21 protein-coding genes and 1 riboswitch are annotated in these 25,382 nt (G+C 73.4%); of the genes, 18 read left to right on the top strand and 3 right to left on the bottom strand.

Translation table 11 applies throughout. The annotated features are described in order from the left end of the window. Positions 1–148: 148 nt before the first annotated feature. Positions 149–1,357, top strand: coding sequence for a methionine adenosyltransferase (gene metK, locus ACFXPL_RS21385; protein WP_384921679.1), 1,209 nt, complete (start codon positions 149–151; stop codon positions 1,355–1,357). Between the two features lie 151 nt (positions 1,358–1,508). Further along, on the top strand, positions 1,509–3,653 hold the full coding sequence (locus tag ACFXPL_RS21380; protein ID WP_384921676.1) for a primosomal protein N': 2,145 nt from the start codon (positions 1,509–1,511) through the stop codon (positions 3,651–3,653). 242 nt (positions 3,654–3,895) lie between these two features. Here ACFXPL_RS21380 and ACFXPL_RS21375 read toward each other — a convergent pair whose 3' ends face one another. After that, positions 3,896–4,438, bottom strand: coding sequence for a hypothetical protein (locus ACFXPL_RS21375; RefSeq protein WP_384921674.1), 543 nt, complete (start codon positions 4,436–4,438; stop codon positions 3,896–3,898). A gap of 335 nt (positions 4,439–4,773) precedes the next feature. Here ACFXPL_RS21375 and fmt point away from each other — a divergent pair, with 335 nt between their 5' ends. From fmt to ACFXPL_RS21330, 9 genes are all read left to right on the top strand, one after another. Further along, on the top strand, positions 4,774–5,718 hold the full coding sequence (gene fmt / locus ACFXPL_RS21370) for a methionyl-tRNA formyltransferase (RefSeq protein ID WP_384921671.1): 945 nt from the start codon (positions 4,774–4,776) through the stop codon (positions 5,716–5,718). A 32-nt stretch (positions 5,719–5,750) separates the two neighbouring features. After that, on the top strand, positions 5,751–7,184 hold the full coding sequence (locus ACFXPL_RS21365) for an RsmB/NOP family class I SAM-dependent RNA methyltransferase (RefSeq protein WP_384921669.1): 1,434 nt from the start codon (positions 5,751–5,753) through the stop codon (positions 7,182–7,184). 172 nt (positions 7,185–7,356) lie between these two features. Then, positions 7,357–8,040: a ribulose-phosphate 3-epimerase gene (rpe, locus tag ACFXPL_RS21360; protein WP_384921666.1), complete on the top strand. Its 684-nt coding sequence runs from the start codon at positions 7,357–7,359 to the stop codon at positions 8,038–8,040. Between the two features lie 79 nt (positions 8,041–8,119). Then, positions 8,120–9,169 carry a sugar-binding transcriptional regulator gene (locus ACFXPL_RS21355; protein ID WP_384921663.1) on the top strand — a complete coding sequence of 350 codons (1,050 nt, stop codon included), beginning with the start codon at positions 8,120–8,122 and terminating at the stop codon, positions 9,167–9,169. A gap of 335 nt (positions 9,170–9,504) precedes the next feature. Further along, a complete protein-coding gene (locus ACFXPL_RS21350) occupies positions 9,505–10,947 on the top strand; it encodes a GuaB1 family IMP dehydrogenase-related protein (RefSeq protein WP_384921660.1) in 1,443 nt (480 codons plus the stop codon). Positions 10,948–11,082: 135 nt separating this feature from the next. Continuing rightward, positions 11,083–11,535 (top strand): Lrp/AsnC family transcriptional regulator, encoded by a 453-nt coding sequence (locus ACFXPL_RS21345; RefSeq protein WP_384921657.1) that lies wholly within the window; start codon positions 11,083–11,085, stop codon positions 11,533–11,535. A gap of 195 nt (positions 11,536–11,730) precedes the next feature. Further along, on the top strand, positions 11,731–12,558 hold the full coding sequence (locus tag ACFXPL_RS21340; RefSeq protein WP_384921654.1) for a carbon-nitrogen hydrolase family protein: 828 nt from the start codon (positions 11,731–11,733) through the stop codon (positions 12,556–12,558). A gap of 61 nt (positions 12,559–12,619) precedes the next feature. Beyond that, the gene (locus ACFXPL_RS21335; RefSeq protein WP_384921651.1) at positions 12,620–14,326 is read left to right on the top strand and encodes a flavin monoamine oxidase family protein; all 1,707 of its coding nucleotides are present in this window, start codon (positions 12,620–12,622) and stop codon (positions 14,324–14,326) included. Between the two features lie 279 nt (positions 14,327–14,605). Beyond that, positions 14,606–15,841 carry a glycoside hydrolase family 6 protein gene (locus ACFXPL_RS21330; protein ID WP_384921648.1) on the top strand — a complete coding sequence of 412 codons (1,236 nt, stop codon included), beginning with the start codon at positions 14,606–14,608 and terminating at the stop codon, positions 15,839–15,841. Here ACFXPL_RS21330 and ACFXPL_RS21325 read toward each other — a convergent pair. Then, a complete protein-coding gene (locus ACFXPL_RS21325; protein WP_384921645.1) occupies positions 15,820–17,271 on the bottom strand; it encodes a uracil-xanthine permease family protein in 1,452 nt (483 codons plus the stop codon). The genes ACFXPL_RS21330 and ACFXPL_RS21325 overlap by 22 nt on opposite strands. Before the next feature lie 189 nt (positions 17,272–17,460). Further along, positions 17,461–18,705 (bottom strand): MFS transporter, encoded by a 1,245-nt coding sequence (locus ACFXPL_RS21320; RefSeq protein ID WP_384921642.1) that lies wholly within the window; start codon positions 18,703–18,705, stop codon positions 17,461–17,463. Positions 18,706–18,896: 191 nt separating this feature from the next. Between ACFXPL_RS21320 and ACFXPL_RS21315 the strand changes: the two genes are divergently transcribed. The 7 genes from ACFXPL_RS21315 to ACFXPL_RS21285 all read left to right on the top strand — a co-directional run bounded on the left by ACFXPL_RS21315 (position 18,897) and on the right by ACFXPL_RS21285 (position 25,352). Beyond that, entirely contained in the window at positions 18,897–20,078 is a 1,182-nt protein-coding gene (locus ACFXPL_RS21315; RefSeq protein WP_384921639.1) for an ROK family transcriptional regulator, read from the top strand. Positions 20,079–20,395: 317 nt separating this feature from the next. Then, a riboswitch (FMN riboswitch) is annotated at positions 20,396–20,526 on the top strand. 182 nt (positions 20,527–20,708) lie between these two features. Beyond that, the gene (ribD, locus tag ACFXPL_RS21310) at positions 20,709–21,866 is read left to right on the top strand and encodes a bifunctional diaminohydroxyphosphoribosylaminopyrimidine deaminase/5-amino-6-(5-phosphoribosylamino)uracil reductase RibD (protein ID WP_384921778.1); all 1,158 of its coding nucleotides are present in this window, start codon (positions 20,709–20,711) and stop codon (positions 21,864–21,866) included. Further along, a complete protein-coding gene (locus ACFXPL_RS21305; protein WP_384921636.1) occupies positions 21,867–22,487 on the top strand; it encodes a riboflavin synthase in 621 nt (206 codons plus the stop codon). Between the two features lie 65 nt (positions 22,488–22,552). Continuing rightward, positions 22,553–23,134, top strand: coding sequence for a nicotinamide riboside transporter PnuC (locus tag ACFXPL_RS21300; RefSeq protein ID WP_384921771.1), 582 nt, complete (start codon positions 22,553–22,555; stop codon positions 23,132–23,134). Further along, entirely contained in the window at positions 23,131–24,471 is a 1,341-nt protein-coding gene (locus ACFXPL_RS21295; protein ID WP_384921633.1) for a bifunctional 3,4-dihydroxy-2-butanone-4-phosphate synthase/GTP cyclohydrolase II, read from the top strand. The genes ACFXPL_RS21300 and ACFXPL_RS21295 overlap by 4 nt, the downstream gene beginning before the upstream one ends. Positions 24,472–24,558: 87 nt before the next feature. Then, positions 24,559–25,071, top strand: a complete 513-nt coding sequence (gene ribH / locus ACFXPL_RS21290; RefSeq protein ID WP_384921630.1) for a 6,7-dimethyl-8-ribityllumazine synthase — start codon at positions 24,559–24,561, stop codon at positions 25,069–25,071. Between the two features lie 8 nt (positions 25,072–25,079). Beyond that, a complete protein-coding gene (locus tag ACFXPL_RS21285) occupies positions 25,080–25,352 on the top strand; it encodes a phosphoribosyl-ATP diphosphatase (protein WP_384921627.1) in 273 nt (90 codons plus the stop codon). The last annotated feature ends 30 nt before the right edge of the window (positions 25,353–25,382 follow it).

The following is a 25,382-nucleotide window of genomic DNA, read 5'->3' as shown; positions in this document are numbered from 1 at the left end:
GCGAGCCCGGGGGCTCCCACAGATCGAGACACTTGCCCCCGTGGCCCGATTCGACCGATAAAGTGGTCGAGGAACGTCGCGGGGCGTGCAGCGCCCCGTGCGATCCGCCAATGATCAGCCAGCAGCCGCTGCAACCTCAGGGAGCGATGTGTCCCGCCGTCTCTTCACCTCGGAGTCAGTGACCGAAGGTCACCCCGACAAGATCGCTGACCAGATCAGCGACACCATTCTTGACGCGCTCCTCCAGGAGGACCCGTCCTCCCGGGTCGCCGTGGAGACCTTGATCACCACCGGTCTGGTGCATGTCGCCGGCGAGGTGACCACCAAGGCCTACGCGCCGATCGCCCAGCTCGTGCGGAACAAGATCCTGGAGATCGGCTACGACTCGTCGAAGAAGGGCTTCGACGGCGCCTCCTGCGGCGTCTCGGTGTCCATCGGCGCGCAGTCTCCCGACATCGCACAGGGCGTCGACACGGCGTACGAGAAGCGGGTCGAGGGCGATGAGGACGAGCTGGACAAGCAGGGCGCCGGCGACCAGGGCCTGATGTTCGGCTACGCCTGCGACGAGACCCCCGAGCTGATGCCGCTCCCGATCCACCTCGCGCACCGGCTCTCGCGCCGCCTCTCCGAGGTCCGCAAGAACGGGACCATCCCGTACCTGCGCCCCGACGGCAAGACCCAGGTGACCATCGAGTACGACGGCGACAAGGCCGTACGCCTCGACACGGTCGTCGTCTCCTCGCAGCACGCCTCCGACATCGACCTGGACTCGCTGCTCGCCCCCGACGTCCGCGAGTTCGTCGTCGAGCACGTGCTCAAGGGTCTGGTCGACGACGGCATCAAGCTCGACACCGACGGCTACCGCCTCCTGGTCAACCCGACCGGACGCTTCGAGATCGGCGGCCCGATGGGCGACGCCGGCCTCACCGGCCGCAAGATCATCATCGACACGTACGGCGGCATGGCCCGCCACGGCGGCGGCGCCTTCTCCGGCAAGGACCCGTCGAAGGTCGACCGCTCCGCCGCGTACGCGATGCGCTGGGTCGCCAAGAACGTCGTGGCGGCCGGCCTCGCCGCACGCTGCGAGGTCCAGGTCGCGTACGCGATCGGCAAGGCCGAGCCGGTCGGCCTCTTCGTCGAGACCTTCGGCACGGCCACGGTCGAACCCGAGAAGATCGAGCAGGCCATTGGCCAGGTCTTCGACCTCCGCCCGGCCGCGATCATCCGCGACCTCGACCTGCTGCGCCCGATCTACGCCCAGACGGCGGCGTACGGCCACTTCGGCCGCGAGCTGCCGGAATTCACCTGGGAGCGCACGGACCGCGTGGACGCGCTGCGCGAGGCCGCGGGCGTCTGAGCCGCCTGCCGCATTCCTGAGTGAGGCCCCGGACACCGTTGACGCGGTGTCCGGGGCCTCACTGTCGGTGGGCGCGGCGGGTGGCGGTGGGCACGGCGGACGGATCTCCGCGGGTGCGGAGCTGTCAGTGGCGTCTGGTAGGTATGAAGCTGTGAGCAGCGACGACGAGCGGCCCGACGATCCCGCCGGTGGTGGGCCCGAGCAGCTTGCGCTCATTCGGGAGAGTGTGCGGAAGGCGAAGGTGCCGCGGGCCAAGCCGCGGACGTGGCGGGGGGCCGCGCTGGCCGGGGGGTTGCCGGTGGCGCGGGTGGTGGTGAACAAGGGGGTGCTCCATCTCGACCAGTTCTTCGACTACGCCGTGCCCGAGGAGCTGGACGAGGCCGCGCAGCCCGGGGTGCGGGTACGGGTGCGGTTCGGGGCCGGGGCGCATCAGGTGCGGGGCGGGCGACGTGAGGGCGGGCGGCTGATCGACGGGTTCGTGGTCGAGCGGCGCGCCGAGTCGGACTACGCGGGACCGCTCGCCGCGCTGGCGGGTGTCGTGTCCACCGAGCCCGTGCTCAGCGCCGAGCTGCTGGGGCTGGCCAGGGCCGTCGCCGACCGGTACGCGGGGAGCCTCGCCGACGTGCTGCAGCTCGCCGTGCCGCCGCGGAACGCGCGGGCGGAGGCGAAGCCGTCGCCCGAGCCGCCGCCGCCGCCCGCCGCGCCGGAGCCGGGGAGCTGGGAGCGGTATGTGAACGGGCCCGCGTTCCTCGGCGCGCTCGCCGGGGGCGGTGCGCCGCGCGCCGTGTGGACCGCGCTGCCCGGGCCGCGCTGGGCGGAGGAGCTGGCGCGGGCCGTCGCCGCGACGCTCGCCTCCGGGCGTGGCGCGCTCGTCGTCGTACCGGACGGGCGGGTCGCCGGGCGGGTCGACGCGGCGCTCACCGCGCTGCTGGGCGAGGGGCGGCACGCGCTCCTCACGGCGGAGGCGGGGCCCGAGAAGCGCTACCGGGAGTGGCTGGCGGTACGGCGCGGCGCGGTACGGGCGGTCGTCGGGACGCGCGCGGCCATGTTCGCGCCCGTCCGTGACCTGGGACTGGTCGCCATCTGGGACGACGGTGACTCCAGCCACAGTGAGCAGCACGCCCCCCAGCCGCACGCCCGCGAGGTGCTGCTGCTGCGCGCCGCGCACGACAAGTGCGGCTTTCTGCTGGGCAGTACGGCGTGCACGGTCGAGGCGGCCCAACTCGTCGGCACGGGCTGGGCGCTGCCGCTGGCGGCCGAGCGGGAGCAGGTGCGTCACGCCGCCCCTCTGGTGCGCACGATCGGAGACGGCGAGCTGGCGCGCGACGAGGCGGCGAGGACGGCCCGGCTGCCCAGCCTCGCCTGGCAGGCCGTCAGGGAGGGGCTGAAGAGCGGCCCGGTGCTGGTGCAGGTGCCCCGGCGCGGCTATGCGCCCCGGCTGGCCTGCGAGCTGTGCCGTACACCGGCCCGGTGTCGGCACTGCGCGGGGCCGCTGGAGGCCCCGCGCGAGCGGGAGCTGCACTGCGGCTGGTGCGGGCGCGAGGAGCCCGGCTGGCACTGCGCGGCCTGCGGAAGCCCCCGGCTGCGCGCGCAGATCGTGGGGGCGCGGCGTACGGCGGAGGAGCTGGGCCGGGCGTTCCCGGCCGTCCCGGTCCGTACGTCGGGACGCGACCACGTGCTCGATTCCGTGCCGGGGCGCCCCGCGCTCGTGGTCAGCACGCCGGGCGCCGAGCCGGTCGCGGAGGGCGGTTACGCGGCGGCGCTGCTGCTCGACGGCTGGGCGATGCTCGGCCGCCCCGATCTGCGGGCGGGCGAGGAGGCGCTGCGCCGCTGGACGCAGGCGGCGTCCCTGGTCCGGGGGCAGGGCGAGGGCGGCACGGTGGTCGTGGTCGCGGAGCCGACGCTCCGTCCGGTGCAGGCGCTGGTCCGCTGGGACCCGGTGGGGCACGCGCGGCGCGAGCTGGCGGAGCGGGCCGAGCTGGGGTTCCCGCCGGTGTCGCGGATGGCCGCGGTGGTCGGCCCCACGGAGGCGGTGGGGACGTTCCTGGCCTCGGCGGAACTGCCGGGTGACGCCGAGGTACTGGGGCCCGTACCGCTGCCGCTGACCGATCCGGCCCGGCCGCGCAGACCGGGCGATCCGCCGCCGGGGGAGCGCTGGGAGCGTGCTCTGCTGCGGGTGCCGCCGGGCAGCGGCGCCGCGCTGGCCCGGGCGCTGAAAGCGGCGCAGGCGGCGCGGACGTCCCGGGGCGGCGGCGATCCCGTACGGATCAGGATCGATCCGCCCGACATCGGGTGAGCGAGAGTCCGTCCGGCGTGTGCCGAGCGAAGGTCCGCCCGGCTTCGGCTGAGCGAAGGGGCGTGCGCGGCGGTGCGGCCGGGCGGCTGCCGGCCGCACCGCGCTCTGCTGCCCGTACCTGCCGCGCCGCGCGGGGCGGCGCGTGGGGGTGCGGTACGGGCCGGCTCGTCGCGCCGTCGCCGGGTGACCGGTTCCGGCGCGCTGGACGGGAGAGAGAGGGGGGCGGGGGAGAGGGGGCGGGGTCAGCCGCCGCGCGGGCCGGGGAAGGCCCTGGGAAGGCTCTCCTCGCGGAGCGAGGAGACGCTCGCCGACGGCTGCGGAGGCATCGCACGGGCCGCCGGCACCGTGGGTACGGCGCCTGGTACGGCCGACAGCGCGGACCGGTTGACCCCGACGTCCTGCGCGCGGTCCGCCTCGGCCGCGCCCGGCTGCTGCGCGGCCCGCCGCGTACCGTAACGCCGGTGCACCGCCTGCTTGGTGACCCCCAGCGCCGAACCCACCGCGTCCCATGAGAACCCCAGCGAGCGGTCGAAGTCCACCGCCGCGGTCACCAGCGTCTCGACGCTGTCCCTCAGCTCCTGCGCGAGGCGCACGGTCGGGGCGGGCGCCCGGCCGTAGACGACGAAACCCGTGGAGGGCCCCGAGCGCCGTGGGCGGTAGACATTGCCCAACTGGGCGGTGAGCGTGCGCAACGCGTCCACCTGCCGCCTGACCCGCTCGATGTCCCGCACCAACAGGTGCAGACTTGCCCGGGCTTGTGCGTCGTGGGTTGCGTGGTCGGCCATGAACAAGCCTCTCGAACCGGCGTGGAAAAGGATCCGGGCCGCACCGGTGCGGCCCGCGTTGGTCAATCTCTCTTGACAACGCTTCACCGGGCGATGTGGTCACGCCACGGAGGCGTATACGCATATGCGCGGGGCGCGCAGGCCGTCGTACGCCCCCTGCGGCGCACCCCTCTAGACTGGTGCGCCGCTCACGTACCCGCTCACGTTCCCGCGAAGATGTGTACCGCCCCCGCACCCCACCGGCCCGCCGAGGCCCCGGCCTGACCGGGTGTCCGGCCGCCGGACCGGTCCCGTCCCGCCGTTCGACCACCAGTCCGAGAGGTAGTCAGCCACCGATGAAGCTCGTCTTCGCCGGCACCCCCGAGGTCGCCGTACCCGCCCTGGACGCACTCATCGCCTCGGAGCGGCACGCTGTCGTCGCCGTCGTGACCAGGCCCGACGCGCCCGCGGGGCGGGGCCGCAGACTGGTCGCCAGCCCCGTCGCCCAGCGCGCCGAGGAAGCGGGCATCGAGGTCCTCAAGCCCGCGAAGCCGCGCGACGAGGACTTCCTCGCCCGGCTGCGCGAGATCGGCCCCGACTGCTGCCCGGTCGTCGCGTACGGCGCGCTCCTGCCGAAGACCGCCCTCGGCGTGCCCGTCCACGGCTGGGTGAACCTGCACTTCTCGCTGCTGCCCGCGTGGCGCGGCGCCGCGCCCGTGCAGCACGCCGTCATGGCGGGCGACGAGATGACCGGAGCGGCCACCTTCCAGATCGAGGAGGGGCTGGACTCCGGGCCCGTGTACGGCGTGATCACCGAGCATGTGCGGCCCACCGACACCAGCGGCGACCTGCTGACCCGGCTGGCTTTCGCCGGCGCCGGGCTGCTCTCCGCGACCATGGACGGCATCGAGGACGGCTCCCTGGTCCCCGTGGCGCAGCCCGCCGACGGCATCTCCCTCGCCCCCAAGATCACCGTCGAGGGCGCGCGGGTGGAGTGGGCGGACCCGGCGCTCCGCGTCGACCGGGTCGTACGCGCCTGCACCCCCGCGCCCGGCGCCTGGACCCTCTTCCGCGGCGAACGGCTCAAGCTGGTCCAGGCCACCCCCACGCCCGACGTCACAGGACCGGCGCCCGGGGAACTCTCCGTCGGCAAGAACACCGTGCACGTCGGCACCGGCTCGCACGCCGTCGAACTCCTCTGGGTCCAGCCGCAGGGCAAGAAGCCGATGCGCGCCGCCGACTGGGCGCGCGGGGTCCGGATCGCCCCGGGCGAACGTCTGGGAACCGCCGACGTAGGCTGAGAGGGATCGACTCTTCTCACCGCGGAGCACCTTTGAACGAGCAGGCCCCCCGCCGCCCCTCCCAGCCGTACCGCCGCCCCAAGAAGGACCCCGTACGGCTTCTCGCCTTCGAGGTGCTCCGGGCCGTCGACGAGCGGGACGCCTACGCCAACCTCGTGCTGCCGCCGCTGCTCAAGAAGGCCCGCGAGAACAGCGACTTCGAGGCACGGGACGCGGCGCTCGCCACCGAGCTGGTGTACGGGACGCTGCGCCGCCAGGGCACGTACGACGCGATCATCTCGGCGTGCGTCGACCGGCCGCTGCGCGAGGTCGACCCGCCGGTGCTCGATGTGCTCGCGCTCGGCGCGCACCAGCTCCTCGGGACCCGGATCCCCACCCACGCCGCCGTCTCGGCCAGCGTGGACCTGGCCCGGGTGGTGCTCGGCGACGGGCGCGCCAAGTTCGTCAACGCCGTCCTGCGCAAGATCTCCAAGGACGACCTGGCCGCCTGGCTGGAGCGGGTCGCCCCGCCCTACGACGAGGACGCCGAGGACCATCTCGCGGTCGTCCACTCCCACCCCCGCTGGATCGTCTCGGCGCTCTGGGACGCGCTGGGCGGCGGGCGCGCCGGGATCGAGGACCTGCTCGAAGCCGACAACGAACGGCCCGAGGTGACCCTCGTCGCCCGGCCGGGACGCTCCACCACCGAAGAACTGACCGACCTCCTCGGCGCGGACACCGTGCTCCCGGGACGCTGGTCGCCGTATGCCGTACGGCTCGCCGAGGGCGGCGAACCGGGCGCCGTCGAGGCGGTACGGGACGGCAGCGCCGGCGTCCAGGACGAGGGCAGTCAGCTCGTCGCCCTGGCCGTGGCCAACGCACCGCTGGAGGGGGCCGACGCCCGCTGGCTCGACGGCTGCGCGGGCCCCGGCGGCAAGGCCGCGCTGATGGCCGCGCTCGCCGCCGGGCGCGGCGCCTTTCTGCTCGCCGCCGAGAAACAGCCGCACCGCGCCCGGCTCGTCGAACGCGCCCTCGCCGGGAATCCGGGCCCGTACCAGGTCATCGCCGCCGACGGCACCCGCCCGCCCTGGCGCCCCGGGTCCTTCGACCGCGTCCTGGTCGACGTCCCCTGCACGGGCCTGGGCGCGCTGCGCCGCAGGCCGGAGGCGCGCTGGCGGCGCCGCCCCGCCGACCTGGACGGCTTCGCGCCGCTCCAGCGCGGGCTGCTGCGCGAGGCGTTCCAGGCCGTACGCGTCGGCGGCATCGTCGGATACGCGACCTGCTCCCCGCACCTCGCGGAGACCCGGGTCGTCGTCGAGGACGTCCTGAAGGGCCGCGGCGGAGCACCGGTCGAGGCCGAGTGGGTCGACGCCAGGCCCCTGATGCCGGGCGTCCCCGCGCTGGGCGACGGACCCGACGTCCAGCTCTGGCCGCATCTGCACGGCACGGACGCCATGTATCTGGCGCTGCTGCGCCGGACCGCCTGACCCAACTGACCGCCTGACCGCCCGGCCAGTCAAACCGGTCTTTCCGTGGACCCGGAACTGTCCACAGAAACGCGAGGATTGCGCGGACTGTGCCCATTCCCGTACGGGATTGGCCCGTACCCGGGGTCGCGGGGCGGTCAGGAAGTGTCCCGGAGCATGGCAGGCTTGGCACATGGCCCAGATCAACCCCAGCATCCTGTCCGCGGATTTCGCCCGCCTCGCCGAGGAGGCGAAAGCGGTCGACGGAGCCGACTGGCTCCATGTCGATGTCATGGACAACCACTTCGTGCCCAACCTGACCCTGGGTGTGCCCGTGGTCGAAGCGCTCGCGCGGGCCACGGACACGCCGCTGGACTGCCACCTCATGATCGAGGAGCCCGACCGCTGGGCCCCGCGGTACGTCGAGGCCGGCGCGGGTTCCGTGACCTTCCACGTGGAGGCCGCGGCGGCCCCCGTACGGCTGGCGCGGGAGATCAGGGCCAAGGGGGCCAAGGCGTCGATGGCGCTGAAGCCCGCGACCCCGATCGAACCGTACGAGGACCTGCTCCCCGAACTCGACATGCTGCTGATCATGACGGTGGAGCCGGGCTTCGGCGGACAGGCGTTCCTGGACATCATGCTGCCGAAGATCCGCCGTACCCGGGAGCTGATCTCCAAGCACGGACTCGAACTGTGGCTCCAGGTCGACGGCGGGGTCTCCGCCACCACCATCGAGCGCTGTGCCGAGGCCGGTGCCGATGTCTTCGTCGCCGGGTCCGCGGTGTACGGCACGGACGATCCGGCGGCGGCGGTACGGATGCTGCGCAACCAGGCGACCGAGGCGACCGCCGCGGCCTCCTGGGCCTGCGGCCACTGAGCCACAAGAACGTGAACGGGGCCTTACGGGGCCGATCAAGGACCGCTGGATCTGACAGGATGAACAGCGAGTCCAGAGTGTGAACAAAGGTGAGGAGATCGCGGTGGCTGGTATGTCGGCGGGTCGGCCAGCCCTGCGGATGGGACCCGCGGAGCTGGTGCAGGCGGCGGCCATGGCCCGTCGCTTCTACCTGGAGGGCAAGTCCAAGATCCAGATCGCCGAGGAGTTCGGCGTCAGCCGCTTCAAGGTGGCCCGGGTCCTGGAGACCGCGCTGGAGCGCGACCTCGTACGGATCGAGATCCGCGTGCCCGCCGAACTCGACGCGGAGCGCTCCGACGCGCTGCGCGCCCGCTACGGCCTGCGCCACGCGGTCGTCGTCGAGTCCCCGGCGGAGGGCGAGGACGAGTCGCCCGACCCGGAGAACCTCGGTGAGGTCGCCGCCGATCTGCTCGGCGAACTGGTGGTCGAGGGCGACGTCCTGGGCCTCGCCTGGGGGCGCTCCACCATCCACATGGCGGCGGCGCTCGACCGGCTGCCGCCCTGCACGGTCGTCCAGCTCACCGGTGTGTACGACGCGGGCACCGCCGAGCGCGGCTCCGTCGAGGCCGTACGGCGCGCCGCCCAGGTCTCCGGTGGCGAGGCGCACCCCATCTACGCCCCGATGCTGCTGCCCGACCCGGCGACCGCCGCCGCGCTGCGCAGCCAGACCGGGATCGCGCGCGCCTTCGAGTACTTCGACAAGGTCACCGTCGCGGCCGTCTCCATCGGCTCGTGGGAGCCCGGTATCTCCACGGTCCACGACATGATCACCGAGGAGGAGCGCGCCCACTACGCCTCGCTCGGCGTCGCCGCCGAGATGTCCGCGCACCTCTTCGACGCGGAGGGCCGCAGAGTCGGCCGGGACCTGGGCGAGCGCTGCATCACCGTCGAGGCGGACCGGCTGCGCCGTATCCCGGAGGTCGTGGCGATCGCGGGCGGGCTGCGCAAGGCCGAGGCGATCGGGGCGGTACTCCGCTCGGGGCTGGTCACCAGCCTGGTCACGGACACCGCCGCTGCGGACTTCCTGCTGTCGGAGTTCACGCCCGCGCCGCATCCCGCGCTGGAGCGCGCGGACCCGGACGAGGACTGAGCCGACCGGGACCCGGACGAGGACTGAGCCGACCGGGACCCGGACGGGTACTGAGCCGACCGGGACCCGGACGAGGACTGAGCCGACCCGGACGAGGGCGGGGGCGCCGGTCCGTCCGAGGGCGAGGTCCCGATGGGCGGGGTCCCGGAGGGTCTCGGAGGATGCTTCGAAGATCACCACCGGCCCCCTGGCGGAACGTACAGAGCCGGTCGCCAGGTTCGCCATTCCGCTGCCGTATCGGTGATGATGGCGTAGGAGCCGCAGCCGGGGCCGACCGGGCCCGTCGCTCACTCCCCACCCGCCCCTCAAGCGAAACAGCAGGTGAGAGAGTCAGTATGCGTTTCCTCAATGACGTCACGCCCACGCACGACCTGACGTACGACGATGTCTTCATGGTGCCGAGCCGCTCGGCCGTGGGCTCCCGCCAGGCCGTGGACCTCTCCTCGCCGGACGGTACGGGCACCACCGTCCCGCTCGTCGTCGCGAACATGACCGCGATCGCGGGCCGCCGGATGGCCGAGACGGTGGCCCGGCGCGGCGGACTCGTCGTGATCCCGCAGGACATCCCGATCGAGGTCGTCACCGACGTCATCTCGTGGGTCAAGACGCGCCATCTCGTGCTCGACACCCCGATCGTGCTCACCCCGTTCCAGACCGTCGGCGACGCGCTCTCCCTGCTGCCCAAGCGGGCCCACGGCGCGGGCGTCGTGGTCGACGGCGACCGCAGGCCCGTCGGCATCGTCACCGACCACGACCTGTCCGGCGTCGACCGCTTCACCCAGCTCTCCGAGGTCATGTCGAAGGACCTGGTGCTGATCTCGGCCGGCCTCGACCCGGGCGAGGCGTTCCACACCCTCGACAACGCCAACCGCAAGCTCGCCCCGGCCGTCGACGCCGAGGGCCGGCTCGCCGGGGTCCTCACCCGTAAGGGCGCCCTGCGCGCGACCCTCTACACGCCCGCCACCGACGCCGCGGGCCGGCTGCGGATCGCCGCCGCGGTCGGCGTCAACGGCGATGTCGCGGGCAAGGCGGCGCAGCTCCTCGAAGCGGGCGTCGACACCCTGGTCGTCGACACCGCCCACGGCCACCAGGAGTCGATGATCGCCGCCGTCAAGGCGGTCCGCGCGCTCGACCCGAAGGTCCCGGTCGTCGCGGGCAACGTGGTCGCCGCGCAGGGCGTACGGGATCTGATCGAGGCCGGCGCGGACATCGTCAAGGTCGGGGTCGGACCCGGCGCCATGTGCACCACCCGCATGATGACCGGCGTGGGACGGCCGCAGTTCTCGGCCGTGCTGGAGTGCGCCGCCGAGGCGCGGAAGGCCGGGAAGCACGTCTGGGCCGACGGCGGGGTCAGGCACCCGCGCGATGTCGCCATGGCGCTGGCCGCCGGCGCGTCGAACGTCATGATCGGCTCCTGGTTCGCCGGTACGTACGAGTCGCCCGGGGACCTTCAGCAGTCCCCCGACGGACGGTTCTACAAGGAGTCCTTCGGCATGGCCTCCGCCCGCGCCGTACGCAACCGTACGAGCGAGGAGTCGGCGTACGACCGGGCGCGCAAGGCGCTCTTCGAGGAGGGCATCTCCACCTCGCGGATGTTCCTGGACCCGGAGCGCCCCGGCGTCGAGGACCTGATCGACTCGATCATCGCGGGCGTCCGCTCCTCGTGCACCTACGCGGGCGCGAACTCGCTGGCCGAGTTCGCGGAGAAGGCGATCGTCGGCGTCCAGAGCGCCGCCGGATACGCCGAGGGCAAGCCGCTCCACAACAGCTGGAGCTGACCGGGCCGGCTCTCCCGTACCGTTCGGTACGGGAGAGCACGGATCCGCCGCACGGAGCGCGAGAGCCAGCAGGTCCCGCAGAGCGCACACAGTGCACAGAGCGCACACAGCGCACAGAGAAATGAACCACCAGCAGTGCGACTGAACGAACTCGACGAACGCATCGTCCACGCCCTCGCCGAGGACGCCCGCCGCTCCTACGCCGACATCGGCTCCCTCGTCGGGCTCTCCGCGCCCGCCGTGAAGCGGCGCGTCGACCGGCTGCGCGCCACGGGCGCGATCACCGGCTTCACCGTACGGGTCGACCCCGCCACGCTCGGCTGGGAGACCGAGGGGTTCATCGAGATCTACTGCCGCCGCAACACCTCGCCCGACGCCATCAGGCGGGGCCTGGAGCGGCTGCCCGAGGTCGTGGCGGCCTCCACCGTGACCGGCGAGGCGGACGCCGTCGTCCAGGTCTTCGCCGCCGACATGCGCCACTTCGAGCAGGTCCTGGAGCGGATCGCGGGCGAACCGTACGTGGAGCGCACGAAGTCGGTGCTGGTCCTGTCCCCGCTGCTGCGACGCCACTCCGCAGGCCCGCCGTAGCACCGGCTCCCCACGCCGGAACGGCCCCTCACGCCGTGCGGACAACGAATCGCCGGTGGGGCGGCCGATCACGCAACGAATCGATGGTTCGTGCGCAACGGACGCGTCTTGTCCCGCCCCTCGGCCGGACCGTACCGTCGAGCTGTCCCGGCGGACTCCCGCCGGACCCCCTTCGCACCCCGCCCGAGGTCAGCCATGCCCCCGCTCCGTACAGCCCTGCTCCAGAGCTCGGGAAGGCCCGGTTCCGTCGACGGCGGTCTGCGCGTGCTCGACGAGGCCGCGGGCCGGGCCGCCGCGTCCGGGGCCGGGCTGCTCGTCTGTCCCGAGATGTTCCTGACCGGATACGCGATCGGCGACGCCGTCCCCCGGCTCGCCGAGACCGCCGAAGGCCCGGGCAGCGCGGCGGTCGCGGCGATCGCCGTACGCCACGGGCTCGCGGTGCTCTACGGCTACCCCGAGCGGGACCCCGCGCCGGGGAGCGGCGCGATCTACAACTCCGCGCAGTTGATCGGCCCCGACGGCACGCGCCTCGCGAACTACCGCAAGACCCATCTCTTCGGCTGCTTCGAGCGCACCTGGTTCACGCCGGGGGAGCGCCCCGTCGTCCAGGCCGAACTGGCCGGACTGCGGATCGGCATCATGATCTGTTACGACGTGGAGTTCCCGGAGAACGTCCGCGCCCACGCCCTCGCCGGCACCGACCTGCTGCTGGTGCCCACGGCCCAGATGCACCCGTTCCAGTTCGTCGCCGAATCGATGGTGCCGGTGCGGGCCTTCGAGAACCAGATGTACGTGGCGTACGTGAACCGGACCGGCGAGGAAGGCACGCCCGGTGAGCAGGGTTCGTTCGAGTTCGTCGGGCTGAGCTGTCTCGCGGGCCCCGACGGAGCCGTCCGGGCGCGCGCCGGGCGCGGCGAGGAACTGCTCCTGGCCGAGGTCGACGGCGCCTTGCTCGCCGCCTCCCGCGCGGCCAACCCGTATCTGAGCGACCGCCGCCCCGGCCTCTACACCTCGCTCGGCTGAGCTTCCCGAGCCCGCCGAAGCCCCCGTCCGTCCCGCCACCCCCGCGAGGAGTCCGTACCCCATGACGTCCACGGTGCCCAACGCCGTCCAGCACACCGACGCGCAACCGCCGATCACCATGGCCGGTCCCGACTTCCCCTACGCGTACGACGACTTCCTCGCCCACCCCGCCGGGCTCGGCCAGATCCCCGCGACCGAGCACGGCGCCGAGGTCGCCGTCATCGGCGGCGGGCTCTCCGGCATCGTCACCGCGTACGAGCTGATGAAGATGGGGCTCAAGCCCGTCGTGTACGAGGCGGACCGGATCGGCGGGCGGCTGCGCACGGTCGGCTTCGACGGCTGCGACCCCGCCCTGACCGCCGAGATGGGCGCGATGCGCTTCCCGCCGTCCTCCACCGCGCTGCGCCACTACATCGACCTGGTGGGTCTGGAGACCAAGCCCTTCCCCAACCCGCTGGCCCCCGGCACCCCGTCCACCGTGGTCGACCTCAAGGGCACCTCCCACTACGCGCGGACCGTCGACGAACTGCCGCCCGTCTTCCACGAGGTGATGGACGCCTGGAACACGTGTCTGGAGGAGGGCGCCGACTTCTCCGCCATGAACCGGGCGCTGCGCGAGCGCGACGTACCCCGGATCCGGGAGATCTGGGCGAAGCTGGTCGAGAAGCTCGACAACCAGACCTTCTACGGCTTCCTCTGCGACTCCCCGGCCTTCGCGTCCTTCCGGCACCGGGAGATCTTCGGCCAGGTCGGCTTCGGCACCGGCGGCTGGGACACCGATTTCCCGAACTCCATCCTGGAGATCCTGCGCGTCGTCTACACCGAGGCCGACGACCACCACCGCTCCATCGTCGGCGGCAGCCAGCAGCTCCCGCGGCGGCTCTGGGAGCGGGCGCCCGGCAAGCTCACACACTGGCCCGCCGGTACGTCACTGGCCTCGCTGCACGACGGCGCGCCGCGCCCCGCCGTGACCCGGCTGCACCGTACGGCGGGCAACCGGGTCACGGTGACGGACGCCTCGGGCCACATCCGTACGTACCGTGCCGCGGTCTTCACCGCCCAGTCCTGGCTGCTGCTCTCCAAGATCGCCTGTGACGACTCGCTCTTCCCGATCGACCACTGGACGGCGATGGAGCGCACGCACTACATGGAGTCGTCCAAGCTGTTCGTGCCGGTCGACCGGCCGTTCTGGCTGGACGAGGCGGTGGACGACCGGGGGGAGCCGACCGGGCGGGACACCATGTCGATGACGCTCACCGACCGGATGACCCGGGGCACCTATCTGCTGGACGACGGGCCCGGCCGGCCGGCCGTCATCTGTCTCTCGTACACCTGGTGCGACGACAGCCTCAAGTGGCTGCCGCTGTCGCCGCAGGAGCGGATGGAGGTGATGCTGACCTCGCTCGGCGAGATCTATCCGAAGGTCGACATCAGGAAGCACCTCATCGGCGGCCCGGTGACCGTGTCCTGGGAGAACGAGCCCTGGTTCATGGGCGCGTTCAAGGCCAACCTGCCCGGCCACTACCGCTATCAGCGGCGCCTGTTCACCCACTTCATGCAGGACCGGCTGCCCGCGGACCGGCGGGGTCTCTTCCTGGCGGGGGACGACATCTCGTGGACGGCGGGCTGGGCGGAGGGCGCGGTGCAGACCGCGCTCAACGCGGTGTGGGGCGTGATGCGTCACTTCGGCGGCGCCACGGACCCGACGAACCCCGGGCCCGGCGACCTGTTCGACGACCTCGCGCCCGTGGAACTCCCGGAGGACTGAGCACCACGTGGCCGACCGGTCACCGGTGTACGAGTTCCGGCCGCCGGTGTACGACAGGTGTCCACCGGTGGCCCGCGCCGGGGCGGAGCTTCCGCTGCGCAGCGGGGCCGAGCGCGGCTGGACCCGGGCGACCGAAGCGGGCGTACATCGGTACGGCGCCCCCTGGTCGGGGCCGCGACCCCGCTGATCCGTACCCGTACGCCCCGCCCACCCGCATAGGCTCGCGCACGCCAGGCCCGGCGCACGCCCGGCCTGGCACCGTGCGAGGGGGGATGTCCGGTGGCGGGAACAGGGGTACGGCGCTCCGTGGCGCAGCGCGAACGGGTCGAACGGCGGCGTGCCGTCCGGCATCACGCCATGGCCGTCGCGGCCTCGGCGGTGGTCGCCGTCTCCACCGTCACCGGCGTACTGACCGCCACCGCGGGAGGGGACGGGCGGGACACGGCCAGACCCGGGACGACGCGGTCGCCGGTGCTCGTGCCGCTGCCCGCGGTGCCCGCTCCGGCCGCCGCGACCTCGCTCGTACCCTCGCCCTCGCCCTCACCGCCGTCCGTGGTGCTGTCGGCGCCGCCGGGTCCCTCCCGTACGGCCGCGCCGGCCACCCCGTCGGCCGCCGTCCCGGGAAGCGGGTCCCCGGAGCGCGCCGGGCCCGTGAACGCCACGCTCCACCGGCACCCCGCGTCCCAGGTGCTCGACTGGGTCGCCGCGCACCGCGACGACCCCCGGCGTCCGCTGATCGAGTCGCGGATCGCGGCGCGGCCCGCCGCGGTCTGGTTCGCCGCGTACAACCCCGGCGCCGTCACGGGCGAGGTGCGCGCGGTGACGGCCGGGGCCGCCGAGGCCGGCCGGGTGCCCGTCCTCGTGCCGTACGCGATCCCCGACCGGGACTGCGGAGGCGCCTCGCAGGGCGGCGCGCCCGACCTCGCCGCGTACGACGGCTGGATCAGGGAGTTCGCGGCCGGGCTCGGCGGGGGAGCGTCGATCGTCGTCCTCGAACCCGACTCGGTCGCGCTCTCCGACTGCCTCGACGCGGCGGCGCGCGCCGCCCGGTACGCGTCGCTGGCCCGCGCGGCCCGTACGATCCACGCGGCCTCCCCCAAGGCGCGGGTCTACTTCGACGCGGGCCACTCCGGGTGGCACCCGGCGGAGCGGCAGGCCGACCTGTTGCGCGCCGCCGGGGCCGCGAGCAGCGGTGACGGTGTCTTCACCAACGTCGCCAACTTCCACCGCACCGCCGACGAGGCGGCGTACGCCCGGCGGGTGCTGGCCGCGCTCGGCGGCCCCGCTCGGCTCGGCGCGGTGATCGACACCAGCCGCAACGGCAACGGGGCGCCGGCCGCGGGGCAGTGGTGCGACCCGGCGGGGCGGGCGCTGGGCCGGGCGCCGACGACCGACACGGGCGAGGCGCGGATCGACGCGTACCTCTGGGTGAGGCTGCCGGGGGAGTCCGACGGCTGCACGGGGGCGGCGGGTTCGTTCGCCCCCGACGTCGCCTACGAACTGGCGACGGGCTGAGCGGGCTCGTCGGGCCCTTGGGGTTCCTGGGGTTCCTGGGGTTTCTTGGGTTTCTTGGGCCCCTCAGGCCCGTGCGGACCCCCGGGCCGCTCCGGCCCCTCAGGCCCCTTGAGATGCGCCGGGGCGAAGGCGCGCAGCACGTGGTAGCCGGTGATCACGACGATCGTGCCGAGCGCGATCCCGCCGATCTCGAAGGAGTCGGAGAACTTCAGGCTCACCCCGCCGACCCCGATGATGATGCCCGCCGCCGTCGGCACCAGGTTGAGTGGATTACGCAGATCCACCCCGGCGTTGGTCCAGATCTGCGCGCCGAGCAGGCCGATCATGCCGTACAGGATGACGGTGATCCCGCCGAGCACCCCGCCCGGGATCGCGGCCACCACCGCGCCGAACTTGGGACAGAGCCCGAAGAGCAGGGCGAAGCCGGCGGCGGCCCAGTACGCGGCGGTGGAGTAGACGCGGGTGGCGGCCATGACGCCGATGTTCTCGGAGTACGTGGTGTTGGGCGGGCCACCGACGGCGGTGGAGAGCATCGAGGCGGCGCCGTCCGCCGCGATCGCCGTGCCCAGCTCGTCGTCGAGCGGGTCCCCGGTCATCTCACCGACGGCCTTCACATGGCCCGCGTTCTCCGCGATCAGCGCGATCACGACCGGCAGCGCGAGCAGGATCGCCGACCACTCGAAGCTCGGCCCGTGGAAGTCCGGCAGCCCCACCCAGGCGGCCTTGCCCACACCCGACAGATTCAGCCGCCAGTGGTCGACGGCCTCGGCGCCGCCCGCCGGGGAGTGGATCCGGCCGAAGACCCGGTCGAAGACCCAGGAGATCGCGTACCCGAAGACCAGCCCGAGGAAGATCGCGATCCGGGACCAGAAGCCGCGCAGACAGACCACGGCGAGCCCGGTGACCACCATCACCAGCAGCGCGGTCCACTGGTCCTGCGGCCAGTACGTGGCGGCCGTCACCGGTGCCAGGTTGAAGCCGATCAGCATCACGACCGCGCCCGTCACCACGGGCGGCATCGCGGTGTGGATGACCCGGGCGCCGAAGCGCCGTACCGCGAGCCCGGCGAGCAGGAGCACCGCGCCCACGACCAGGATCGCGCCGGTGACGGTGGAACTGTCGCCGCCCGAGGCCCGGATGGCGGCGGCCACACCGACGAACGAGAGCGAACACCCCAGATAGCTCGGCACCCGGCCGCGGGTCGCCAGCAGGAAGATCACCGTCGCGATGCCGGACATCATGATCGCGAGGTTGGGGTCCAGCCCCATCAGGACCGGGGCGACGAACGAGGCGCCGAACATCGCCACCACGTGCTGGGCGCCGAGTCCGGCCGTACGGGGCCACGACAGCCGCTCGTCGGGGCGGACGACGGCGCCCGGTGCGGGCGTGCGCCCGTCTCCGTGCAGGGTCCAGCGCACGCCGAGCTTCATGGGTGGGGCTCCACTTCTGGGTCGCGTCCGGTGCGGTGACCGGCGCCGCCACGGCAGGCTCCGGTCCGGGCCGCTTCGACCGGCCGGCCGCGTGGCCGAAAAAGATCAGCGCCCATCGTAGTGCCGCGACCGCGCCGCCCCCGCCGTGGGCGTCCCGCCCGTCGGCCCCGCGCGGCCGACGGACCGCGCTCAGGCCAGGGGGTCGGGCGCCGCCTGCTCGCCGGTCCGGCCGGCGGCGCGCTCCCCGCCGCCGTCCCCGCCCGCGGCGGTGCGCCGGTCACCCGTACGCAGCATCCCCGCGCCGACGATCAGCCCGCAGGCGAGCGCGGTGACCAGCCCGAACGACGCCACCAGCGAGGTCGCGTCGGCGACCGCGCCGATCGCCGAGGGCGCGATCAGCCCCGAGGTGTACGTGATCGTGGCCACCCCCGCGATGGCCTGGCTCGGATTCGGCCCCGAACGCCCGGCCGCCGCGAAGGCCAGCGGCACGACGACCGCGACCCCGAGCCCCAGCAGCCCGAAACCGGCCATGGCGACCAGCGGGTCCGGTGCGACCACCACCAGCAGACCGCCCAGCGCGGCCAGCACCCCGCCGGTGCGCACGGTCCGTACCGCGCCGAACCGGTCGACCAGCCGGTCCCCGCCGAGCCGGGTGAGCGCCATGGTGAGCGCGAAGGCGGTCGTCGACGCGGCCGCCACCCCGGGCGAGGTGTCCAGGACGTCCCGCAGGTAGACCGCCGACCAGTCCAGGCTCGCTCCCTCCGCGAAGACCGCGCAGAACCCGACGACCCCGATGAGCAGCGCGGACCGCGGCGGCAGCGCGAACCTCGGCGGGGCCTCGGCCTCGGGCGCGCTGCGCACGTCCAGCACGCTCCGGCAGGCGATCAGGCCCAGCGTCGTGAGCACGAGGGCCGCGAGGAGATGGTGCAGCCGCGCGTCCGCGCCGAGATGGGCCGCGAGGGCGCCGGCGGCGGATCCGATCAGGGCGCCCGCGCTCCACATGCCGTGCAGGCTGGAGATGATCGACCGGTCGAGCCTGGCCTCGGTCTCCAGGCCGACGGCGTTCATCACCACGTCCGACATGCCGGACGCGGCGCCGTAGACGAACAGGGCCGCGCACAGGGTGACGAGGTTCGGCGCGAGGGACGGCAGGATCAGCGCGAGCGTCCACAGGGCGAGCAGTCCGCGCAGCGCGGTGCGCGCGCCGAAGCGGTGGCTGATCGCGCCCGCGACCGGCATCGCGGTCACGGAGCCGATCGCGGGAAAGGCGAGCGCGAGACCGAGCTGCCCCGCGCTGAGGCCGGCGTGCTCCTGGATCCAGGGGACCCGGGTGGCGAAGCTGCCGGTGACCGCGCCGTGCACGCAGAAGACGACGGCGATGGCGATCCGCGCCCGCCGCAACCCCTGTTTGTCATGGACCGCTTCTGCCCGCATGCCGTTCCGGCCTCCTCCGAGGGGGTCCCCCTTCGAGGGCGGCCCGTTCTCCGGGCCCACCCGCTGACACACCTCCTCCGGTGCGGGAGTAAATTATCAGGAACCCTGCCTGATAAATAGAGACAGGCGGGAGACAGGTGAGGACACCCAGGGACATCCGTGTTCCGGCAGCGATCTGGAAGGATCCCGCCATGGCCGCATCCCCGAGCACCGCCCGCGCCATCAACGACCGGCTGGCCCTGCGCCTGCTCCAGCAGGAAGGCCCGTTGACGGCCGGACAGCTCAAGACCATGACCGGGCTCTCCCGCCCCACCGTGGCCGACCTCGTGGACCGGCTCCAGGAATCAGGTCTGGTCACGGTCGTCGGGGAGGCCGGCGACCGCCGCCGCGGCCCCAACGCCCGGCTGTACGGGATCGTCGCGGACCGCGCGCATCTCGCCGCCCTGGACGTGAGGACCGACAGCGTCGCCGTCGTCGTCGCCGATCTGCTCGGCGTCACCCTCGCCGAGGCCGTCCTGCCCATCGGCAGCGACACCGCCACGGAACCCGCCGTCGAACAGGCCGCGGCGCTGCTGGAACGCACCGCCCGGCAGGCCGGCGCCGTCCCCCTGCACAGCGTCGGCATCGGCGCCCCCGGGCTGGTCGACGTCACCGGCGAACTCCGCGACAGCACCGGGCTGCCGGAGTGGCACCGGCGGCTCGTGTCCGTACTCCAGGAGCGGCTGCCCGCCACCGTCCTCGTCGAGAACGAGACCAACCTCGCCGCCCTCGCCGAGCAGCGCCTCGGCGCCGCCCGCGGCCAGGACACCTTCGTACTGCTCTGGATCGGCCACGGCATCGGCGCGGCCGTCGTGCTCGACGGACGGCTGCGCAGGGGTGCCTCCGGGGGCGCGGGCGAGATCGGCTTCCTGCCCGTGCCGGGCACCGCGGGGCTGCCCTCGGCGACGACCTGCGACGGCGGCTTCCACAGCCTGGCCGGGTCGGCCGCCGTCTGCGCACTCGCCGAGGGGTACGGGCTCGTACCCGCCCCGGGAGCGCTCCAGGAGCCGCCGTCCGCCGCGCTGGTGCGTGCCGCCACCGGGGACGGGCGGCCCGCCGCCGCGCGGTTCCTCGACGCCCTCGCCGGCCGGGTCGCCATCGGTGCCGCGGCGGTCGGCGCGGTCCTCGATCCCGGCCGGATCGTGCTGGCCGGGGAGGTCGGCCACGCGGGCGGCGAGGCGCTGGCCGCCCGGGTCGAGGACCGGCTCGCCGCGATGTCCCCGCTCCGTACGGAGGTCAGACCCGGGATGCTCGGCGGCGCGGCGGTGCTCCGGGGCGCGCTGCTCACGGCGCGCGACGCGGCACAGAACGCGCTGTTCGCGCCAGGGAGTTGAGCGGGCACGCGGTATGGCCCGGATCTGGGCGCGAGCCCCCGTTTTCCCCTGGGAGCTGACCACGGACACCCGTTTTCCGTCTGGGAGCTGAGCGCGGACACCCGTTTTCCGCCCGGCATATGAGACACCTGACCGCGGATCGGCGCCGGCCGCCGCCGTCACCCCGTACCCGGTCGGTCCGCTCCCCGACGGAGGTGCAGGTGAGAGGGGTGGAGCGCAAGCCCTTGACCGCATTCCCGCCCGCTTTGTGAGTCAGCCCACAGTGCTCGCCCGGATCGCCGACGATCAGCCGTGGCACACTGGTCGCGTACCAGCAGCAGCGCACTCCGGGGTCGGTGCAATTCCGAACCGGCGGTTACAGTCCGCGACCCGGCCGCATCCAGTGGCCGGTTGACCAGGTGAGATTCCTGGACCGACGGTTAAAGTCCGGATGGGAGGCAGTGCGCGGCGGGCCCTTGCAGGTACGCCGTTTCGGGCGTTTCGTCCTTGGACGAGACCGTTCCCCGGCCTCGGCGTTCCCCTGTGTGGTCCCGTTTCTCTGTCGTCATCGACAGGCCCCGGAGTCCGTGCCCCAGAGGCAGGAGGACCCGGGTGGCCACCCAAGCCGAACGCGTCACCGACGCGGACGCCATGCGACGGGCCGTCACGCTCGCCGCCCGCGGACTCGGCTCCACCAGCCCCAATCCGGTCGTCGGATGCGTGATCCTGGACGCCTCGGGACACCTCGTCGGCGCGGGCCACCACCAGCGCGCCGGTGGACCGCACGCCGAGGTCCACGCCCTGCGCGCGGCGGGCCCCCGGGCCCGGGGCGGCACCGCGTACGTCACCCTCGAACCCTGCTCCCACACCGGCCGCACCGGCCCCTGTGCCCAGGCGCTGATCGACGCCGGGATCGCCCGCGTCCACTACGCGGTCCCCGACCCGAACCCGCAGGCCGCCGGGGGCGCCGCCGCCCTCCGCGCCGCCGGGATCCCCGCCGAGGCCGGGCTGCTCGGCGACGAGGCCGAGGCGGGCAACACCGCCTGGCTCACCTCCGTACGCCGGGGCCGCCCGTACGTCCTGTGGAAGTACGCCGCCACCCTCGACGGCCGGATCGCCGCCGCCGACGCCACCAGCCGCTGGATCACCTCCGCAGAGGCCCGTGCCGACGTCCACCGGCTGCGCGCCCAGGCCGACGCGGTCGTGGTCGGCTCCGGCACCGCCCGCGCCGACGACCCGCACCTCGCGGTCCGCGGCATCGAGGGCGCCGTCCAGCCGCTGCGGGTCGTCATGGACACCGAGGCCACCGCCGTGCGGCCCGGCGCCCGGGTCCTGGACGGCGGCGCGCCCACCCTGATCGCCGTCGCCGAGGACGCCGACGCGCGCCATCTCCCCGACGCCGTACGGCTGCCCCGCGCCGCCGGGGGCCGGGGGCTGTCCGTCCCCGCCCTGCTGGCAGTCCTGCACGAGCGCGGCGTCCGCTCCGTACTCCTCGAAGGCGGCCCGGCCCTGGCCGGCTCCTTCGTCGCCGCCGGAGCGGTCGACCAGGTCGTCGGCTATCTCGCCCCGGTCCTCCTCGGCGCCGGTCCCGCCGCGCTCGGCGACGCCGGAATCACCACGATCGCCGGGGCGTTGCGCCTGCGGATGACGGAGACCGTACGGATCGGCCCCGACCTGCGGATCACCGCGATCCCCGAAACGGCCGCGATCCCCGAGACAGCCTCCGGGGTCATCGAGACCACAGAGCCCCCCGAAACCTCCGTCGCCCGGGCCGCCGAGCCCGCCGCGACCGCCACGAAGGAGCGTTGAGTGTTCACCGGAATCGTCGAAGAACTGGGTGAGGTCACCGCCGTGGAGAACCTCGGTGACTCCTCCCGCTTCCGCCTGCGCGGCCCCGTCGTCACCGAGAACGCCCGGCACGGCGACTCCATCGCCGTCAACGGCGTCTGTCTGACGGTCGTGGAGTCCGGGGACGGCGAGTTCACCGCCGATGTGATGGCCGAGACGCTCGACCGGTCCAGCCTCGGCGCCCTCGGGGCCGGCTCCCGCGTCAACCTGGAGCGGCCCATGGCCCTCGGCGGGAGGCTCGGCGGGCACATCGTCCAGGGCCATGTCGACGGCACCGGCACCATCGTCGAGCGCACGCCCTCCGAGCACTGGGAGATCGTCAAGATCTCGCTCCCCGCCGCCCTGACCCGCTACGTCGTGGAGAAGGGCTCCATCACCGTGGACGGCGTCAGCCTCACGGTCGTCGACGCCGGGACCGACCACTTCACCATCAGCCTCATCCCCACCACCCTCGCGCTGACCACCCTCGGCCTCAAGGGACCGGGCGACCCGGTCAACCTGGAGGTCGACGTCATCGCGAAGTACGTCGAGCGCCTGCTGAGCCCCGCTCAGCGCGCACAGGCAGAGGAGTCCGCGCGGTGAACACCCTGTCCTGGCTGAACGGTGAGGCGTTCACGGCCTTCGGTCAGCACATCCTGTGGTCCGACATGATCGGCAACACCATCGGTCTGGCCGCGCTCGCCCTCGGCTGGCGGCGCTCCATCTGGAGCTGGCCCGCCCAGCTCCTCTCCGGCGTCATCCTGGTCGGCGCGTACGCCTCCGCCCACCTCAGCGGCGGCGTCGGCAAGCAGCTCCTGGTCATCGGCGTCGCGGTGTGGGGCTGGCGCCAGTGGCAGCGCGGCAGAGGGCAGGCGCAGGACGGCTCGATCGCCGTACGGTTCGCCACCTGGCGCGAGCGCGGGCTGCTCCTCGGCGGTACGGCCCTGGGCACCCTCGCCGTCGGGGGGCTCTTCGCCGCCGTACCCGAACTGTCCTGGAACCCCTGGCCCGACGCGTACATCTTCACCGGCACCCTCGCCGCGATGGTCGCCCAGGCGCGCGGCCTCGTCGAGTTCTGGTTCGCCTGGCTGCTCGTCGACCTCGTCGGCGTCCCCCTCGCGTTCGGCAGCGGACTCGCCTTCTCCGGCTTCGTCTACGTCATCTACCTCGCCCTCGTCCTGTGGGGCATGCGCGACTGGTGGCTGCGCTCCCGCGCCGGCGCCATGACCCTGGAAGGAGCAGCAGCATGACAGCCAGCCCGTCCCCCGCCGCCACCCCGGACGACGAGGTGCGCACCGACTCCCCGCGCCCCACCTGGTACTCCCGCGACAATGCCGAGGACCTCTCCCTGGACCCCGTGGCCCAGGCCATACGTGACATCGCGGCCGGCCGCCCCGTCGTGGTCGTGGACGACGAGGACCGCGAGAACGAGGGCGATCTCGTCGTCGCCGCGGAGAAGGCCACCCCCGAGATCATCGCCTTCATGATGAGCGAGTGCCGCGGCATGATCTGCGCCCCCATGGAGGGCGCGGAGCTGGACCGGCTCGAACTCCCGCAGATGGTCGGCGACAACACCGAGTCGATGCGGACCGCCTTCACCGTCACCGTCGACGCCGCGAGCGCCCACGGCGTCACCACGGGCATCTCCGCCGCCGACCGCGCCACCACGCTCCGGCTCCTCGCCTCGGGCGAGGCGGCGCCCGGCGACTTCGTCAGGCCCGGTCATGTCTTCCCGCTGCGGGCCAGGGCCGGCGGGGTGCTCGTACGCAACGGCCACACCGAGGCCGCCGTCGACCTGGCCCGGCTCGCCGGGCTGCGCCCCGCGGGCGCGATCGTGGAGATCGCGGGCGAGGACGGGGTGATGCTGCGGCTGCCCGAGCTGATCCCGTTCGCGCGCAAGCACGGTCTGACGATCATCTCCATCGAGGACCTGATCGCGTACCGCGGCACCGCGGAGCCCACGGTCCGCCGCGAGGCCGAGGTCAGCCTGCCCACCGCCTACGGCGACTTCACCGCGTACGGCTACCGCTCCACCGTCGACGGCGTCGAGCACGTCGCCCTGGTCCACGGGGAGCTGGGCGACGGCGAGGACGTGCTCGTACGCGTCCACTCCGAGTGCCTGACCGGCGACATCTTCAGCTCCCAGCGGTGCGACTGCGGACCCCAGCTCCAGGCGTCCATGGAGCGCGTCACCGCGGAGGGCCGCGGCGTCGTCGTCTACCTGCGCGGCCACGAGGGCCGTGGCATCGGCCTGCTCTCCAAGCTCCGTGCGTACGAACTCCAGGAGCGGGGCCGCGACACCCTGGACGCCAACCTGGAACTGGGGCTGCCCGCCGACGCCCGCGACTACGCGGCGGGCGCGCGGATCCTCGACGACCTCGGGGTGCGCAGCCTGCGGCTGATGACCAACAACCCCGACAAGACCACGGCGCTCGTCCGGCACGGCCTGCGGGTCACCGGGCGCGAGCCGATGCCCGTCCAGGCCGGCGAGCACAACCTCCGCTATCTGCGCACCAAGCGCGACCGGATGGGCCACGACCTGCCGTGGCTCGACGCCGCCGCCGTGCCCACCTGCGGCAACCAGTAGGACCGTACGACCCGACCGGCCACCCCGGCCAACCCGACCGACCGGCGAACCGACCACCGGCGAGAAGCACAGCATGCGAGGAGAGACGTGAGCGGCAAGGGCGCACCCGAACTGAGTGTCAAGAACTGCGGAGACCTCCGCGTCGCCGTGATCGCGGCGCAGTGGCACGAGAAGATCATGGACGGTCTCGTCGACGGCGCCCTGCGGGCCCTGAGCGACCTCGGCATCGACGAGCCGACGCTGCTGCGCGTGCCCGGCAGCTTCGAGCTGCCCGTCGTCGCCAAGGTGCTGGCGGGCCGCGGTTACGACGCGGTCGTCGCGCTCGGTGTCGTCATCCGGGGCGGCACCCCGCACTTCGAGTATGTGTGCCAGGGCGTCACCCAGGGCCTCACCCAGGTCTCCGTGGACACCGGAGTCCCCATCGGCTTCGGCGTACTGACCTGCGACACCGAGGAGCAGGCCCTCGACCGGGCCGGTCTCGAAGGCTCCCACGAGGACAAGGGACACGAGGCGGTCACCGCCGCCGTCGCCACCGCCACCACCCTCCGTACCATCGCAGAACCCTGGCGCCAGGAGCCCGCGAGCAGCCGCGTAAAGTGAGCGCCACCATGTCCAAGAAGACGTTCGAGGAGCTGTTCAGCGAGCTCCAGCAGAAGGCCGCCCAGGGCGACCCCGCCACCTCCCGCACCGCCGAACTGGTGGAAAAGGGCGTACACGCCATCGGCAAGAAGGTCGTCGAAGAGGCGGCCGAAGTGTGGATGGCCGCCGAGTACGAGGGCAAGGAAGCCGCCGCCGAGGAGATCTCCCAGCTCCTCTACCACGTCCAGGTGATGATGGTCGCGCGCGGAATCTCCCTTGACGACGTGTACGCCCATCTCTGAGCATCAGCTCAAGCCCGTTCCGTACCGTTC

Origin of the sequence: Streptomyces sp. NPDC059092, from assembly GCF_042756365.1 — a bacterium.
In the GTDB taxonomy this organism is placed as follows: Bacteria; Actinomycetota; Actinomycetes; order Streptomycetales; family Streptomycetaceae; genus Streptomyces.
This window is presented reverse-complemented; position numbering and strand designations above follow the sequence as displayed.

What these genes read in the sequence shown, in the direction of transcription:
- ACFXPL_RS21335 (WP_384921651.1), top strand. Translation starts at nt 12,620, where the DNA reads ATGACGTCCACGGTGCCCAACGCCGTCCAGCACACCGACGCGCAACCG.
- ACFXPL_RS21285 (WP_384921627.1), top strand. Translation starts at nt 25,080, where the DNA reads ATGTCCAAGAAGACGTTCGAGGAGCTGTTCAGCGAGCTCCAGCAGAAG.
- ACFXPL_RS21300 (WP_384921771.1), top strand. Translation starts at nt 22,553, where the DNA reads ATGATCGGCAACACCATCGGTCTGGCCGCGCTCGCCCTCGGCTGGCGG.
- ACFXPL_RS21375 (WP_384921674.1), bottom strand. Translation starts at nt 4,438, where the DNA reads ATGGCCGACCACGCAACCCACGACGCACAAGCCCGGGCAAGTCTGCAC.
- rpe (WP_384921666.1), top strand. Translation starts at nt 7,357, where the DNA reads ATGGCCCAGATCAACCCCAGCATCCTGTCCGCGGATTTCGCCCGCCTC.
- ACFXPL_RS21320 (WP_384921642.1), bottom strand. Translation starts at nt 18,705, where the DNA reads ATGCGGGCAGAAGCGGTCCATGACAAACAGGGGTTGCGGCGGGCGCGG.
- ACFXPL_RS21295 (WP_384921633.1), top strand. Translation starts at nt 23,131, where the DNA reads ATGACAGCCAGCCCGTCCCCCGCCGCCACCCCGGACGACGAGGTGCGC.
- ACFXPL_RS21340 (WP_384921654.1), top strand. Translation starts at nt 11,731, where the DNA reads ATGCCCCCGCTCCGTACAGCCCTGCTCCAGAGCTCGGGAAGGCCCGGT.
- ACFXPL_RS21350 (WP_384921660.1), top strand. Translation starts at nt 9,505, where the DNA reads ATGCGTTTCCTCAATGACGTCACGCCCACGCACGACCTGACGTACGAC.
- ACFXPL_RS21325 (WP_384921645.1), bottom strand. Translation starts at nt 17,271, where the DNA reads ATGAAGCTCGGCGTGCGCTGGACCCTGCACGGAGACGGGCGCACGCCC.
- fmt (WP_384921671.1), top strand. Translation starts at nt 4,774, where the DNA reads ATGAAGCTCGTCTTCGCCGGCACCCCCGAGGTCGCCGTACCCGCCCTG.
- ACFXPL_RS21315 (WP_384921639.1), top strand. Translation starts at nt 18,897, where the DNA reads ATGGCCGCATCCCCGAGCACCGCCCGCGCCATCAACGACCGGCTGGCC.
- ribD (WP_384921778.1), top strand. Translation starts at nt 20,709, where the DNA reads ATGCGACGGGCCGTCACGCTCGCCGCCCGCGGACTCGGCTCCACCAGC.